Below are 15,156 nucleotides of genomic sequence, written 5' to 3' on the forward strand. Positions count from 1 at the left end.
CGGTCCTGCGTCTCAGCTCTGGTTGAAGAACCCGCCCTCTGCGATGCGGGCCTTGTCCTCCGCCGTGACATCGACGTTAGCAGGAGACAGCAGGAACACCTTCTGCGTCACCCGCTCGATACTGCCGTGAAGACCAAACACCAAACCCGCCGCAAAGTCGACAAGTCGCTTCGCGTCCGTGTCATCCATCTCGGTCAGATTCATGATCACCGGAGTGCCCTCACGGAAGTGTTCCCCGATGGTACGGGCCTCGTTGTAGGTCCGGGGGTGAAGTGTGGTGATCCGGTACGGCTCTCGTTCCGACACGACCTTGGGCATGATCACCGGTGCGTTCTTCTCCAGGCTGGCACGTTCTTGTGTGATGGATGCCACGGGCGCGATCCGCGCCGGGCGTGGCGATTCCGCGGGGAGCGAAGCGGATCGGGCGATCGGCTCGCGCGGCGCGGGAGGATGGGCGACTCGTGCCTCTTCGCCCCTTTGGGACTGATGTGAGATGTGTGCCTGATGTGACGGCTCGTGCCGCCGGTGGTCCCGCTCGGGCTCCGGGTCGAGTTCGGGTTCAAAGTCGTCGTCTGGGTCGAATCCGCGGCCGTCGTACCCATCGTCCTCCACGAGGCCGAGGTAGACCGCCATCTTGCGCATCGCGCCGGCCATGCTCCGAGTCCTCCGCTCTGTGGTGGATCCGCTGACGACCGCCAAGTGCCCGCGATCCACTAGGTCTTTATGTCCGCTGTTCGGCGGAACTGACCATATTTTCTGCTGTGGTCCGACTTCTTGGCGACGTTACCCGAGCCCGGGGCGGACTCCGAGTACCGCACTGCCGACGCGCACATGTGTCGCTCCGGCGGCAACGGCCTGTTCGAGGTCCGCACTCATTCCCGCGGAGACCATGTTCGCAGCAGGATGGGTCCGGCGCAGGTCGGTCGACAAATCCATCAACCGCCCGAACGCCGCCTGTTCGTGCCCGGCGTACTCACCGGTGAGCGGGGCGACGGTCATCAGCCCGCCGAGCCGCAGCCCTTCGGAGCCCGCGACCAGGTCCGCCAACTCCGCGACGCCGCCGGGCGCGACGCCGCCGCGTTCCCCCCGGCCGCCCTCGCCGGCGTCAAGGGCCACCTGGATCAGACAGCCGATCTCGCGCCCGGCCCGCACGGCCTCCCTGGACAGGGCCGTCACCAGTCGGGGCCGGTCGACGGACTGTACGAAATCGGCATAACCCACCACGGAACGTACCTTGTTGGTCTGAAGTTGACCGACGAAGTGCCAGGTGAGGGGCAGATCCGCACATGCGGCCGCCTTGGGGGCGGCGTCCTGGTCCCGGTTCTCCGCCACATGGCGCACCCCGAGTCCGGACAGGATCCGTACATCGCTCGCCGGGTAGGTCTTGGTGACCACGATCAGGGTCACCTCGTCCCGGCCACGGCCGGCGGCCGCGCACGCGGCGGCGATCCGGCCCTCAACTTTCGCCAGGTTCGCGGCGAGTTCGTTCTTACGGTCCGTCATGCCCCATCAGTCCAGCCACACATAGCCCGCGAGACGCCCGGTGGCGTGGTCGCGGCGGTACGAGAAGTGATCAGCCGACTCCCGCGTGCACACGGGCGACCGCTCCCGGTCGCGCACCCCGAGCCGTTCGAGCTGCGCGTGCACGCCCGCGGCCACGTCGACCGCCGGGGTGCCCCAGCTCGTCTCGGCGTACGCCGCGGATTCGACGGCGGCCACCTCGGCGCGCATCGCCTCCGGCACCTCGTAGCACCGGCCGCAGACGGCGGGTCCGGTGCGGGCGACGATCCGCGCGGGGTCGGCGCCGAGTCCGGCCATGGCCCGTACGGCGGCGGGGACGATCCCGGCGGTCATGCCGGGCCGGCCCGCGTGGGCCGCGGCCACGACTCCGGCGACGGGGTCGGCGAGCAGCACCGGCACACAGTCGGCGGTGAGCACCGCGAGGGCGAGTCCGCGCCGCGCGGTGACGACCGCGTCCACCTCGGGGACCGGACGGTCGCCCCAGGGTGCGTCCACCACGACCGCGTCGGCCCCGTGCACCTGGTTCATCCAGACCACCCGCTCCGGGTCCACGCCGAGGGACTTGGCCGCCAGTTCACGGTTGGCGCGTACGGCGCCCGGGTCGTCGCCGACGGCACCGCCGAGGTTGAGCTCGGCATGAGGAGCGGCGCTCACCCCGCCCCACCGGTCGGTGAAGGCGAAGTGGGCGCCGCTCACGCTCTCGCGCGGTCCTATCACTTGAGGAAGTCCGGCACGTCCAGTTCCTCGGCCGCGCTGTCGTAGGTCCGCGACGGCGGGACCGGGGGCTGGGGGGCCGGGATGTCGTGCACCGGCTCCGGGATCACCGGTTCCGGGTCCTCCTTCGGCGTGACGCTGCCGAGGGAGCCGAAGGACGGGCGGCTCTCGGACTGGCGGACCGGGGCGGGCTCCTCGCGCTTGGCGGAGGAGGAACCGAGGACGTTGTCCCGCTTGGCGGGCGGCTGGCCGCCGTCGAAGCCGGCCGCGATCACGGTGACCCGGACCTCGTCGCCGAGGGCGTCGTCGATCACGGCGCCGAAGATGATGTTGGCCTCGGGGTGGGCGGCCTCGCTGACCAGCTGGGCCGCCTCGTTGATCTCGAACAGGCCGAGGTCGGAGCCGCCGGAGATGGAGAGCAGGACGCCGCGGGCGCCGTCGATGGAGGCTTCGAGGAGCGGCGAGGAGATGGCCATCTCGGCGGCGGCCACCGCGCGGTCGTCGCCGCGCGCCGAGCCGATGCCCATGAGGGCGGAACCGGCTTCCGACATGACCGACTTGACGTCGGCGAAGTCGAGGTTGATGAGGCCGGGGGTGGTGATGAGGTCGGTGATGCCCTGGACACCGGAGAGCAGTACCTGGTCCGCCGACTTGAAGGCGTCGAGAACCGACACCTGGCGGTCCGAGATGGACAGCAGCCGGTCGTTCGGGATCACGATGAGGGTGTCGACCTCTTCGCGGAGTTCGGCGATGCCGTCCTCGGCCTGGTTCGCGCGGCGCCGCCCCTCGAAGGTGAACGGGCGGGTGACCACACCGATGGTGAGGGCGCCGAGCGAGCGGGCGATGTTGGCCACGACGGGCGCGCCGCCGGTGCCGGTGCCGCCGCCCTCACCGGCCGTCACGAAGACCATGTCGGCCCCCTTGAGGACCTCCTCGATCTCCTCGCGGTGGTCCTCCGCGGCCTTGCGGCCGACGGCCGGGTTGGCTCCGGCGCCGAGGCCGCGGGTGAGTTCACGGCCGACGTCGAGCTTGACGTCGGCGTCGCTCATCAACAGGGCTTGCGCGTCGGTGTTGATGGCGATGAACTCGACGCCCTTGAGACCGACCTCGATCATCCGGTTGATGGCATTGACACCACCGCCGCCGACACCGATGACTTTGATGACTGCGAGGTAGTTCTGCGGTGCTGCCACGTCGAAGGCCTCTCGCCTCGAGTTACGTGTCGCCCGACCGCTGAAGCACTGCTGCCCCGCGATCCGACGACTGATGCCGAATGGGACGGTCCGTAGCGCCGACCCGAACCCTAACGTTGAAGTTTAGGGTTACCAGTGTGTCTGTTCCCTGAAGTCTTCTGAACAGGACACTAAGTCGACAAGTGGCGCCCGTTCAACGAACACGCCGAACCTCCCGTTTTTCTTTTCACCCTATGTGATCAGCCGTAGCGCTGCCCAACCAGGGTGCTGGCCTGCGCTGATGTGCGTCAACTCCCGGCTGACGCGGGGGCAGTGGGAACGCTGACGTCGAAGTGCCGCGCGCCGGGCTCCGCTTTCATCAGTGCGGTGAGAGCACGGCTCTTCTCCGCGCCTTTCTCACTGCTGCCCCAGTCGACCGTGCGCCCGTCGGTCAGTTCGAGCGAGATGTCGTCGTAGGAACGGACCTTGACGCTGCGGGTGACCTGCGCGACGGAGGCCGGAATCGCGCCGGCCACCCGCACCGCCTCCCGGGTCAGCCGGTCCTCTGGGAAGCGGCGCAGGCTCGCCGCCGCGGAACCCGTCCGGGAAACGGCCAATTCCAGCGCCGGGACGCCTTTCGGCGCCTTGGAGACCGTGGCGAACCGGACACCCTCGTCGTCGACTTCGACGAACTTCCCGCCCTTGTGGACGAGCAGGACGGCGGTACGCTCCGTCACCTTCAGCGTGATTCCGTGCGGCCAGGAACGGGATACGTCGACCGTGTCGATCCGGGGCAGCCGGGAGGCCAGCCGCGCCTCGATGGCGTCGGTGTCGACGGAGACCAACTGTTCCCCGAGGGGGACGTCTGCGGCCTCGCGCACCTGCGCGGGCGTCAGCTCGCGGGTCCCGGACACCGATACGCGCTCCACCCGGACCAGATCGGAGCCGTACAGCAGCCAGAAGGTGCCGCTGCCGAGGAAGGCCAGCACCACGGCCGATGCGATGATCCGATGAACCTGTCGTCGCCCGAACCGCCGGACGGGCGGCGGCGGGCCGGACCACTCCCGCTCGCGTTCACCACGCTCGGCGGTGGTCGATCCGGCCATGGTGCCTGCCTCCCGTCATACGCCTCTAGTGATGGGCACGGGCGGCGATCGCCTCGTACACCATGCCGACGAGCAGATCGTCGGCGTCCCGGCGGCCGAACTCGGCGGCGGCGCGGGACATCTCGTACAGCCGGTGCGGATCGGCGAGCACGGGCAGCACGCTCTGCTGCACCCACTCGGGCGTCAGCTCCGCGTCGTCGACCAGCAGTCCGCCGCCGGCCTTGACCACCGGCTGGGCGTTGAGCCGCTGTTCGCCGTTGCCGATGGGCAGCGGGACATAGGCGGCCGGGAGCCCGACGGCGGAGAGTTCGGCGACGGTCATCGCGCCCGCGCGGCAGAGCATCATGTCGGCCGCGGCGTACGCGAGATCCATCCGGTCCAGGTAACTTACCGGGATGTAGGGGGGCATCCCCGGCATCTGGTGGACCTGAGGCAGTTCGTTCTTCGGGCCGACCGCGTGCAGGATCTGGATACCGGCCTGCTGCAGCCACGGAGCGACCTGCTGCACGACCTCGTTGAGCCGGCGGGCGCCCTGCGAACCGCCGGAGACCAGCAGCGTGGGCAGATTGGGGTCGAGGCCGAACGCGGCGCGCGCCTCGGGCCGTACGGCGGCCCGGTCCAGGGTGGAGATGGAGCGGCGCAGCGGGATGCCGATGTAGCGGGCGCCGCGCAGCTTGCTGTCGGGCGTGGAGACGGCGACCTGGGCGGCGTACCGGGAGCCGATCTTGTTGGCCAGTCCGGGCCGGGCGTTGGCCTCGTGGATGATGATCGGCACGCCGAGCCGCTTGGCCGCGAGATAGCCGGGCAGGGCGACATAGCCGCCGAAGCCGACCACGGCGTCCGCCTTGGTGCGCTCAAGGATCTGCTCGGCCGCCTTGATCGTGCCGCGCAGCCGGCCCGGAACGGTGATCAGTTCGGGAGTGGGCTTGCGTGGCAGCGGTACGGCGGGGATCAGCGCCAGTTCGTACCCGCGCTCGGGTACGAGCCGGGTCTCCAGGCCGCGTTCCGTGCCCAGGGCCGTGATGCCCACGGTCGGATCCTGCCTGCGCAGGGCGTCCGCGAGGGCGAGCGCGGGCTCGATGTGGCCCGCGGTTCCTCCGCCGGCGAGTACGACATGCACCGAAATTCACCGCTCTCCGGACGGACGCGCCACCGGGGCGCGCCGTCGCATCGTGTTCCATCTCCGGGGCCGCTGTGAACCCCCGTTCCGCTTTCTACCAAAGCGGGGTTGCCGCATGGCAAGCGCCATCCGTGCAGCGGGGTCCTCACGCGCGAAGGCGATCAGCAGCCCGATGGCGAACATGGTCGGCAGCAGGGCGGATCCTCCGTAGGAGAACAGCGGGAGCGGGACTCCGGCGATCGGCAGCAGACCGAGCACCGCACCGATGTTGATCACGGCCTGGGCCGTGATCCAGGTGGTCACGCCTCCCGCGGCATACCTGACGAAGGGGTCCTCCGTGCGTCCGGCCACGCGGATACCCGCATAGCCTAGAGCCGCGAACAGGGCGAGGACCGACAGCGTGCCCGCAAGGCCCAGTTCCTCACCGGTGACGGCGAAGATGAAGTCCGTGTGAGCTTCTGGCAGTTGGCCCCATTTCTCCACGCTCGCGCCGAGTCCGGAACCGAAGATCCCGCCGGAGGCGAGGGCGTAGATCCCGTGCACGGCCTGCCAGCAGTCGGCCGGTCCCGTCTGCGGCTCGGTGGCGCCCAGGCAGGCGAGCCGGGCCATGCGGTTGGGGCTGGTGCGGATGAGGATCGCGCCGAGCAGGGCGGCGATGGACAGCACGCCGACGAACAGCCGCGTGGGCGCCCCCGCCAGCCACAGCAGGCCGAACAGGATCGCCGTGAGGATGATCGCCGTACCCATGTCCCCGCCGAGCATGATCAGGCCGAGCAGCATGAAGGCGGCCGGGACGAGCGGCACCAGCATGTGCTTCCACTGGGACAGCAGCCGCTTGTCCTGTTTGCGGGCCAGGAGGTCGGCGCCCCAGAGCACCAGGGCGAGTTTGCCGAACTCGCTGGGCTGGAGCTGGAAGGTGCTGCCGAGGGCGATCCAGTTCTGGTTGCCGTTGACCGCGACCCCTATCCCGGGCACCTGCACCAGGGCCATCAGGAAGACGGCGCCCGCGAGGATCGGGTAGGCGAGGGCGCGGTGCAGCTTCACCGGCATCCTGGAGGCCGTCAGCAGCAGTACGGTGCCGATCGTGGCGGCCAGCAGCTGTTTGCGGAAGAAGTAGGAGCCCGGCAGCGACATCTGCAGCGCCGTGATCTGGGAGGCCGAGTAGACCATCACAAGGCCCAGCACGGTGATCAGCGCACTGCCGCCGAGGATCAGGTAGTAGGCGGTCAGCGGCCGGTCCCAGGCCCTGCGCGCCCGGATGATCAGGGTGCGCAGTGGGTTCTCACCCGACGGACCGGGTACGACGGGCCGGCGCACGGCCCGCTGCACGGGCGGGCGGCCGGTGCGGCTACCGCTCATCCGGGCCTCCGCTGTACGCCGTCGACGGTCCCACGCGTCCCTCCCAAGGTCGCCCGGCGCCAGGCGGCCGGGGTCAGGCGCCGAGCTCGCGCACCGCCTGTGCGAACGCGTCACCGCGCTTGTTGTAGTTGGTGAACATGTCCATCGAGGCGCAGGCCGGGGCCAGCAGTACCGTGTCGCCGGGCCGGGCGAGCCGCTGAGCCTCCTGGACGGCCTGGAGCATCGCCCCAGTGTCGGTCCGGTCGAGGTCGACGACGGGTACTTCCGGGGCGTGTCGCGCGAGGGCTTCGCGGATCAGGGCGCGGTCCCGGCCGATCAGCACGGCACCGCGCAGCCGCTTCGCCGCGCCGGTGACCAGTTCGTCGAAGGTGGCGCCCTTGGCGAGCCCGCCGGCGATCCACACGACGGGCTCGTAGGCCGCCAACGAGGCCTGTGCCGCGTGTGTGTTGGTGGCCTTGGAGTCGTCGACGTAGGCGACGCCGTCCACGTCGGCGACGTGCGCGATGCGGTGGGCGTCCGGGGTGAAGGCCCGCAGGCCGTCCCGTACGGCGCTCGCGGGCACGCCGTACGCCCGCGCGAGGGCCGCCGCGGCAAGGGCGTTGGCGATGTTGTGCGGGGCGGGCGGGTCGACGTCGGAGACCTCGGCGAGCTCCTGGGCGTTCTTCTGCCGGTTCTCCACGAAGGCCCGGTCGACCAGGATGCCGTCGACCACACCGAGTTGGGACGGGCCGGGGGTGCCGAGGGTGAAGCCGACGGCGCGGCAGCCCTCCTCGACGTCGGCCTCGCGGACCAGGTCCTCGGTGGACGGTTTGCCGGTGGCGTCCGTGTTGTAGACGCAGGCGACGCGATTGCCCTCGTAGACGCGGCCCTTGTCCCTGGCGTACGCCTCCATGGAGCCGTGCCAGTCGAGGTGGTCGGGAGCGAGGTTGAGGACGGCGGCCGAGTGGGCGCGCAGGGAGGGCGCCCAGTGGAGCTGGTAGCTGGACAGCTCCACGGCGAGCACGTCGTACTCCTCCTCGCCGAGTACGGCGTCCAGGAGGGAGACGCCGATGTTGCCGACGGCGGCGGTCCGCAGGCCGGCCGCCCCGAGGATGGAGGCGAGCATCCGGACGGTGGTGGTCTTGCCGTTGGTGCCGGTGACGGCGAGCCAGTCGGCCGCGCCGGGCCTCCTGAGCCGCCAGGCGAGTTCGACGTCGCCCCACACCGGCACCCCGGCCGCGTCCGCCGCCGTGAACAGCGGCTTGTCCGGCTTCCAGCCGGGGGCCGTGACGACGAGTTCGGTGCCTTCCGGCAGGGTCGCCCCGTCGCCGAGGCGCACGGTGACACCGAGCGCCTCCAGTTCGGCGGCCTGCTCCCGCGCGCGGGCGTCGTCGCCGTCGTTGACGACGGTGACGCGCGCGCCGAGCCCGTGCAGCACCTTGGCCGCGGGGACGCCCGAGACACCGAGTCCGGCGACGGTGACGTGCTTGCCCTGGAATTCGAAAGGCACCGAGGAGGTCACTTGTCCGCTGCCCATCCCGCGTAGAAGAGGCCGAGTCCGACGATCACACAGATGCCCTGGATGATCCAGAAGCGGACCACCACAAGGACCTCGGACCAGCCTTTGAGTTCGAAGTGATGCTGGAGTGGTGCCATCCGGAAGACCCGCTTACCGGTGAGCCGGAACGAGCCGACCTGGATGACCACCGACATGGTGATGAGGACGAACAGACCGCCCAGGATGGCGATGAGCAGCTCGGTGCGGGAGCAGATCGCGAGACCCGCGAGCACGCCGCCGAGCGCCAGTGAACCGGTGTCGCCCATGAAGATCTTGGCCGGCGAGGTGTTCCACCACAGGAAGCCCAGACAGGAACCCATCAGTGCGGAGGCGACGACCGCGAGGTCCAGCGGATCGCGCACCTCGTAACAGGCGCCCGGGTTGGTCAGCGTGTCGCCGTTGGCGCAGGACTCCTGGAACTGCCAGACACCGATGAAGGTGTAGGCGCCGAAGACGAGGACGGAGGCGCCGGTGGCCAGACCGTCCAGACCGTCCGTCAGGTTCACGCCGTTCGACATGGCGAGGATCATGAACAGCGCCCAGACCACGAACAGCACCGGGCCGATGGTCCAGCCGAAGTCCGTGATGAACGACAGCTTCGTGGAGGCCGGGGTCTGCCCGCGGGAGTCCGCGAACTGCAGTGAGAGCACCGCGAAGGTGATGCCGACGATCAGCTGGCCGGCCATCTTCGCCTTGGCCCGCAGTCCCAGCGAACGCCGCTTGACGATCTTGATGTAGTCGTCCAGGAAACCGACCATGCCCATGCCGACCATGAGGCCGAGCACCAACAGCCCCGAGAAGGTCGGGGGTTTACCGGTGATCACCTTGGACAGGAAGTAGGCGGCGAGCGTCGCGAGGATGAAGGCGATACCGCCCATCGTCGGCGTACCGCGCTTACTGGCGTGCTCGCGCGGGCCGTCGTCCCGGATGTACTGCCCGTAGCCCTTGCGGGCGAGCAGCTTGATCAGCAGCGGAGTGCCGACCAGGGTCAGGAAGAGGCCAATGACTCCCGCGAAAAGGATCTGATTCATCATCGGGTGACGACCTCACCCTCGGCACCGGTCTCGAGCAGCGCCTGCGCCACGCTCTCGAGCCCGACCGACCGGGACGCCTTCACGAGAACGACGTCTCCCGGGCGCAATTGGCTGCGCAACAGGTCGACCGCCGCCTGTGCGTCGGACACGTGCACCGACTCCTCACCCCACGAACCCTCGTTATATGCGCCCAGTTGCAGCCAGGCGGCTTCCCTGCCCCCGACCGCGACGAGCTTGCTGACGTTGAGCCGGACGGCAAGCCGCCCGACCGCGTCGTGCTCGGCGAGCGCCTCGTCCCCCAGCTCGGCCATCTTGCCGAGCACCGCCCACGTACGGCGTCCCTTGCCCATGGCCGCCAGCGCGCGCAGCGCTGCCTTCATGGACTCGGGGTTCGCGTTGTAGGCGTCGTTGACGACCGTCACGCCGTCCGGGCGCTCGGTGACCTCCATCCGCCAGCGGGAGAGGGAGCCCGCTTCGGAGAGCGCGGTGGCGATCTCGTCTGCGGACATGCCCAACTCGTGGGCGACGGCGGCCGCGGCGAGCGCGTTCGACACGTGATGCTCACCGTACAGGCGCATGGTCACATCGGATGCACCGGAGGGTGTGTGAAGCCTGAAGGAAGGCTGTCCGCTGTCCGTGAGTCGCACGTTCTCGGCGGAGACGTCCGCTTCGTCGGACTCTCCGAAAAGGATCACCTTCGCCTTCGTACGGGATGCCATGGCCCGTACGAGGGGGTCGTCCGCGTTGAGGATCGCGGCGCCGCCCTCCTCGGCCGGGGGCAGGGACTCGACCAACTCGCCCTTGGCCTGGGCGATCTGCTCCCGGCCGCCGAACTCGCCGATGTGGGCGGAGCCGACGTTCAGGACCAGTCCCACCTTCGGCGGCGTCAGACCGGTGAGGTAGCGGATATGGCCGATTCCGCGCGCCCCCATCTCCAGGACGAGGAACTTCGTCTCCTCGGTGGCGGTGAGCGCGGTGAGCGGCAGCCCGATCTCGTTGTTGAGCGAACCGGGGGTGAAGACGGTCGGCGCCTTGCGCCGCAGGACCTGCGCGATGAGGTCCTTGGTGCTGGTCTTGCCGGCCGAACCGGTCAGCGCGACGAGGGTGGTGCCGAGCCGGGCGACGACGTGCCGGGCGAGGGCGCCGAGGGCCGCCTGGACGTCGTCCACGACGATCGCGGGGACCCCGACGGGCCGGGAGGCCAGCACGGCGGCCGCGCCCGCCCCGACGACCTGGGCCGCGTAGTCGTGGCCGTCCACGCGCTCGCCGACGAAGGCGGCGAACAGGCTGCCGGGACCCGCCTCCCGTGAGTCCCGGACGACCGGTCCGGTGACCTGGACGGACGGGTCCGGTATGTCGTGCGTCTGCCCGCCGACGACTTCTGCGATCTCGGCGAGGGAGAGGGCGATCACAAGTTCATCCCTGGGTTTTCTTGATGGCTTCCCGGAGCACCTGGCGGTCGTCGAAGGGACGCACCACCCCGGCGATGTCCTGTCCCTGCTCATGACCCTTGCCGGCGACCAGCACCGTGTCACCGGGCCGCGCCCGGGCGACGGCGGCGGCGATCGCGGCGGCCCGGTCCTCGAAGACCTGCACCTCGCCCCGCTCGTGGGCGGGCACGGAGGCGGCGCCGTGGAGCATGGTGGCGAGGATCGCGAGGGGGTCCTCGGAGCGGGGGTTGTCGGAGGTCAGTACGGCGGTGTCGGCGAGCCGCGCGGCGGCGGCGCCCATGGGCACCCGCTTGGTCTTGTCCCGGTCGCCGCCGCACCCCAGCACGACGTGCACCCGGCCCTCGGTGACCTTGCGCAGGGCGCGCAGCACCGACTCCACGGCGTCGGTCTTGTGGGCGTAGTCGACCACCGCGAGATACGGCTGTCCGGCGTCCACGCGCTCCAGCCGGCCCGGCACGCCCGGTACGGCGGCGACGCCGTCGGCGGCGGCCTGCGGGTCCAGCCCGGCGGCGGCGAGGGCGACGATCGCGCTGAGGGTGTTGGCCACGTTGAACGGGCCCGGCAGCGGTGAACGGGCGGTGATCCGCTCGCCCTTGGGGCCGATGACGGTGAACGTCGAGTCCATCGGGCCGACCTCGACGTCCTCGGCGCGCCAGTCGGCGTCCGGGTGGCCCTCGGCGGAGAAGGTGACGACCGGGACGCCGGCCTCCTTGGCGAGCCTGCGGCCGTACTCGTCGTCCGCGTTGACCACGCCGAGCCTGCTGCGTTCCGGTGTGAACAGCTGCGCCTTGGCCTGGAAGTAGTCCTCCATGCCGGAGTGGAACTCCATGTGCTCCGGGCTGAGGTTGGTGAAGACGGCGATATCGAAGACACAGCCGTCGACCCGGCCGAGGACCAGGGCGTGGCTGGAGACCTCCATGGCGACCGCGTCGGTGCCGCGCTCGCGCATGACGGCGAACAGGGCCTGGAGGTCCGTGGCCTCGGGTGTGGTGCGCTCGGACTTGATGCGCTCGTCGCCGATGCGCATCTCCACGGTGCCGATCAGTCCCGTGCTGCGGACGGTCTTCAGGCCGCCCTCGACGAGATAGGCCGTGGTGGTCTTGCCGGAGGTGCCGGTGATGCCGATCTGCAGCAGATCGCGGCCCGGGTGGCCGTAGATGGTGGCCGCCAGCTCGCCCATGCTCGCGCGCGGGTCGTCGGCCACCAGCGCCGGCAGTCCGGCCGCGGCGACGCGTTCGGCGCCGGCCGGGTCGGTCAGTACGGCGACGGCGCCCAGGCCCGCGGCCTGGTTGACGAAGTCGGCGCCGTGGGCGCGGGCGCCCGGGAGGGCGGCGTACAGGTCGCCGGGGCGGACGGCGCGCGAGTCATGGGTGATCCCCGTGATCTCGGCGGCCTGCTCCGGTGCGGGGGCACCCAGCTGGCCGGCGAGTTCCGCGAGGGATGTGGCGGAGACCTGAACCGGACGGGGCGGTCCCGGATATGTCACGGGGTGGCCCTTCTGGGTGGTTTGGGACTGATCAGCGTGTGGCACGGCGGTGAGCGTACCCGGCTCACCGGTTGAGGGGCCAAGCGAGGCTCGGGACGGCTTCTGGTTCCCGGGATCGGGAGTGATCGTTGTCACGGGGTGGTTCCTGGTGGCTCGGTGCTCGGTACTGGTCAGGGTGCGAAGGTGACCGGGAGGTCGGCGGGGGCGGCGCCGGTCGGCGGCACCTGGAGGGTCTTCAGGGCGAACTCCATGACCTGCTTGTACACGGGTCCGCAGATCTGGCCGCCGAAGTAGCTGCCCTCGGTGGCGTTCTGGATGGCGCAGTAGACGGTGATCCTGGGCTTGTCGGCGGGGGCGAAGCCGGCGAAGGACGAGGTGTAGCCGTGGTACTTGCCGGTGGCCGGATCCACGCGGTTCGCCGTACCCGTCTTGCCCGCGACCCGGTAACCGGGGATGCGTGCCTTGGTGCCGGTGCCCTCCTCGTCGTCGACGACCGACTCCAGCATCCGGGCGAGCGTCTTCGCCGTCTTCTCGCTGACGACCCTGGTCTTCGCGGGTTCCGGGGCGGGGGTGAAGCTTCCGTCGGGGCCCTTGGCGCCGCGCACCAGGGTGGGTTCGACGCGGACGCCGCCGTTGGCGATGGTCGAGTAGATGGAGGCGGCCTGCATGGCGTTCACGGAGACGCCCTGGCCGAAAGGAATCGTGTACTGCTGCGAGGTGGACCAGGCGTCCGGGGCGGCGAGGATGCCCTTGGTCTCGCCGGGGAAGCCGAGGCCGGTGTGGCTGCCGAGGCCGAATCTGCGCAGGTAGTCGTAGAGGACCTTGTTGGCCCGCGCCTGGGTGCTGCCGAGCTGGCCGGTGGCGAGGATCGTGCCGATGTTGCTGGACTTGGCGAGGACGCCGTTGAGCGTCAGGTACCAGGTCGGGTGGTCGATGTCGTCCTTGAACAGCCGGTCGCCGCGGTGCAGCCGGTTGGGCACGACGACGTGGGTGCCGGGGGTGGCGGCGTTCTCCTCGAGGACCGCCGCCATGGAGAGCACCTTGGCGGTGGAACCGGGTTCGAAGGCGTCCTGGACGGCCGCGTTGCCCAGCGCCTGCGGATCGGCCTCGGAAAGGTCGCCCGGGTCGAACCCGGGCGCGTTGGCCATCGCGAGGACCTCCCCGGTGCGGGTGTCCTGGACGATGACGTAGCCGCGGTCCGCCTGGGACTCCTCGACCTGCTTGCTGATGGCGTTCTGCGCGGCCCACTGGATGTCGCGGTCGATGGTGAGCTCGACGTCGTCGCCCGGCACGGCCGGGGTCTCGGTGGAGCCCGCGGTCGGCACGAGACGGCCGCCGGACTGGGCGTAGCGGATGTTGCCGTTCTCGCCGGCCAGCCGCTTGTCGAGCTGGAGCTCGATGCCGCCGCCGCCCTTGCCCTCGGCGTCGACCCAGCCCAGTATCCCGGCGGCGAGCTCGTTGTTGGGGTACACGCGCTTGCTGGTGGGCACGGAGAAGACGCCGGCCAGGGCGTTGGTGGTGGACTTGTCGGTCTCGGCCTTCTTGGCGAGCGCGGCCTTGAGGTCCTTGATCTGCTTCCAGGTCTGAGGGGTCTGGCGGCCGGCGAGTTTGACGTACCGCAGGGCCTTGTTCTCCGGCCGCAGCTTCTCGACCAGCTTGTCCTGGTCCTGGCCGAGGATCGGGGCGAGGAGGGCGGCGGCCTGCTCGGGGCCGTCGGTGATCTCCAGCTCGTCCGGGGCGAACAGGGTGGGGTCGGCGGTGATGTCGTAGGCGTCCTCGGTGGTCGCCAGGGCCACGCCGTGGCGGTCGGTGATGCCGCCGCGCTCTGCCTCCAGGACCTGGCCGACGTAGCGGTTCCGGTCGGCCTTGGCGGCGTAGGTGCTCGCGTCGACGGCCTGCACCTGGAACAGGCGTACGACGAAGGCGAGCAGGACGAGGGTCAGGGTCACGCCGACCAGGCGGAGCCGGGGGCGGGGGCTGCCCAACCGGATGGCCTTCGGGGGCGCGGGGCGGGCGCCCGCGGGCCGGCGGGCGGGGCGGGCGCCGGGTCCGGGGCGCTGTCCCGGGGCCCGGCGCTGCTGTCCGGAGGCCGGCCGGGCGGGGCCGGGCACCCGGCGGCGGGGCGGTTCCCTGTCGGACACTTCCGTCACCTGCCGGGGGTCGGGGTCGATGCGGAGGGCTTGGGTGTGGCGGCGGGCGGGGCCGTCGCGGTGACCAGTGCCTCGGGGGCGAGGACCAGGGGCGCGCGGGCTGCGGAGGCGGGGGTCGGTACGCCCTTGACCTTGCCGTCGGGGGCGAGGAAGGCGGGGTCGCCGCCGGGCACCATGGCGAGTTCGCGGGCGCGGCGCTGGAGGGCGTCGGGGGCGGAGTACGCGTCGATGTCCCGTTGCAGGGCCTGCTCCTCGTCGGTGAGGTTCTTGGTCTCCCGCTGGAGGTCGTCGAGCTGGAAGGCGCCCTCGCTGAGCGCGGAGTTCAGCACCAGGAGGCCGATCAGTCCGCCGCCGAGGAGGACGACGACCAGGAGGACGAACGGGGTGCGCGCGGCCTGGGCGCGCCCCGTGGGCAGGAGCCGGGTGAGCCGGGCCGCCCTCCCCCTCAGCTCGGGCCGCCCCTTCGGTTCGGGTTTCCTACTCACTCACGCTCCCCTGAGTTCGCT

At 70.6% G+C, this 15,156-nt stretch carries 13 protein-coding genes; all 13 read right to left on the reverse strand.

Going from position 1 to position 15,156, the window contains the following annotated elements; genetic code table 11:
- Positions 1-12: 12 nt before the first annotated feature.
- Complete coding sequence (locus tag ACGFR9_RS31280) at positions 13-654, reverse strand: cell division protein SepF (RefSeq protein ID WP_030228291.1); 642 nt, start codon at positions 652-654, stop codon at positions 13-15.
- A 129-nt stretch (positions 655-783) separates the two neighbouring features.
- Positions 784-1,503, reverse strand: a complete 720-nt coding sequence (locus tag ACGFR9_RS31285; protein WP_393215216.1) for a YggS family pyridoxal phosphate-dependent enzyme — start codon at positions 1,501-1,503, stop codon at positions 784-786.
- 6 nt (positions 1,504-1,509) lie between these two features.
- The gene (pgeF, locus tag ACGFR9_RS31290; protein WP_393215219.1) at positions 1,510-2,238 is read right to left on the reverse strand and encodes a peptidoglycan editing factor PgeF; all 729 of its coding nucleotides are present in this window, start codon (positions 2,236-2,238) and stop codon (positions 1,510-1,512) included.
- Positions 2,235-3,428 carry a cell division protein FtsZ gene (ftsZ, locus tag ACGFR9_RS31295; protein ID WP_393215222.1) on the reverse strand — a complete coding sequence of 398 codons (1,194 nt, stop codon included), beginning with the start codon at positions 3,426-3,428 and terminating at the stop codon, positions 2,235-2,237. Before ftsZ ends, pgeF begins: the two co-directional genes overlap by 4 nt.
- 287 nt (positions 3,429-3,715) lie before the next feature.
- Positions 3,716-4,513, reverse strand: coding sequence for a cell division protein FtsQ/DivIB (locus ACGFR9_RS31300; protein ID WP_393215225.1), 798 nt, complete (start codon positions 4,511-4,513; stop codon positions 3,716-3,718).
- Positions 4,514-4,538: 25 nt separating this feature from the next.
- Positions 4,539-5,633 carry an undecaprenyldiphospho-muramoylpentapeptide beta-N-acetylglucosaminyltransferase gene (gene murG / locus ACGFR9_RS31305; protein ID WP_030228282.1) on the reverse strand — a complete coding sequence of 365 codons (1,095 nt, stop codon included), beginning with the start codon at positions 5,631-5,633 and terminating at the stop codon, positions 4,539-4,541.
- A gap of 6 nt (positions 5,634-5,639) precedes the next feature.
- The gene (ftsW, locus tag ACGFR9_RS31310) at positions 5,640-6,992 is read right to left on the reverse strand and encodes a putative lipid II flippase FtsW (protein ID WP_030228279.1); all 1,353 of its coding nucleotides are present in this window, start codon (positions 6,990-6,992) and stop codon (positions 5,640-5,642) included.
- A 73-nt stretch (positions 6,993-7,065) separates the two neighbouring features.
- A complete protein-coding gene (gene murD, locus ACGFR9_RS31315; protein ID WP_393215228.1) occupies positions 7,066-8,508 on the reverse strand; it encodes a UDP-N-acetylmuramoyl-L-alanine--D-glutamate ligase in 1,443 nt (480 codons plus the stop codon).
- On the reverse strand, positions 8,490-9,563 hold the full coding sequence (mraY, locus tag ACGFR9_RS31320; RefSeq protein ID WP_030228272.1) for a phospho-N-acetylmuramoyl-pentapeptide-transferase: 1,074 nt from the start codon (positions 9,561-9,563) through the stop codon (positions 8,490-8,492). The genes murD and mraY overlap by 19 nt, the downstream gene beginning before the upstream one ends.
- Positions 9,560-10,975 (reverse strand): UDP-N-acetylmuramoyl-tripeptide--D-alanyl-D-alanine ligase, encoded by a 1,416-nt coding sequence (gene murF, locus ACGFR9_RS31325; RefSeq protein WP_393215231.1) that lies wholly within the window; start codon positions 10,973-10,975, stop codon positions 9,560-9,562. The genes mraY and murF overlap by 4 nt, the downstream gene beginning before the upstream one ends.
- 4 nt (positions 10,976-10,979) lie before the next feature.
- A complete protein-coding gene (locus ACGFR9_RS31330; RefSeq protein WP_393215535.1) occupies positions 10,980-12,500 on the reverse strand; it encodes a UDP-N-acetylmuramoyl-L-alanyl-D-glutamate--2,6-diaminopimelate ligase in 1,521 nt (506 codons plus the stop codon).
- 170 nt (positions 12,501-12,670) lie between these two features.
- The gene (locus ACGFR9_RS31335) at positions 12,671-14,641 is read right to left on the reverse strand and encodes a penicillin-binding transpeptidase domain-containing protein (RefSeq protein WP_393215234.1); all 1,971 of its coding nucleotides are present in this window, start codon (positions 14,639-14,641) and stop codon (positions 12,671-12,673) included.
- A 5-nt stretch (positions 14,642-14,646) separates the two neighbouring features.
- On the reverse strand, positions 14,647-15,135 hold the full coding sequence (locus tag ACGFR9_RS31340; RefSeq protein WP_393215237.1) for a hypothetical protein: 489 nt from the start codon (positions 15,133-15,135) through the stop codon (positions 14,647-14,649).
- Positions 15,136-15,156 lie beyond the last annotated feature (21 nt).

This window comes from Streptomyces sp. NPDC048584 (assembly GCF_043199595.1).
GTDB classification, from domain to species: Bacteria; Actinomycetota; Actinomycetes; order Streptomycetales; family Streptomycetaceae; genus Streptomyces; species Streptomyces edwardsiae.

Coding starts and splice junctions, on each gene's coding strand:
- ACGFR9_RS31285 (WP_393215216.1), bottom strand. CDS start 1,503: ATGACGGACCGTAAGAACGAACTCGCCGCGAACCTGGCGAAAGTTGAG.
- ACGFR9_RS31280 (WP_030228291.1), bottom strand. CDS start 654: ATGGCCGGCGCGATGCGCAAGATGGCGGTCTACCTCGGCCTCGTGGAG.
- murD (WP_393215228.1), bottom strand. CDS start 8,508: ATGGGCAGCGGACAAGTGACCTCCTCGGTGCCTTTCGAATTCCAGGGC.
- ACGFR9_RS31300 (WP_393215225.1), bottom strand. CDS start 4,513: ATGGCCGGATCGACCACCGCCGAGCGTGGTGAACGCGAGCGGGAGTGG.
- mraY (WP_030228272.1), bottom strand. CDS start 9,563: ATGATGAATCAGATCCTTTTCGCGGGAGTCATTGGCCTCTTCCTGACC.
- ftsW (WP_030228279.1), bottom strand. CDS start 6,992: ATGAGCGGTAGCCGCACCGGCCGCCCGCCCGTGCAGCGGGCCGTGCGC.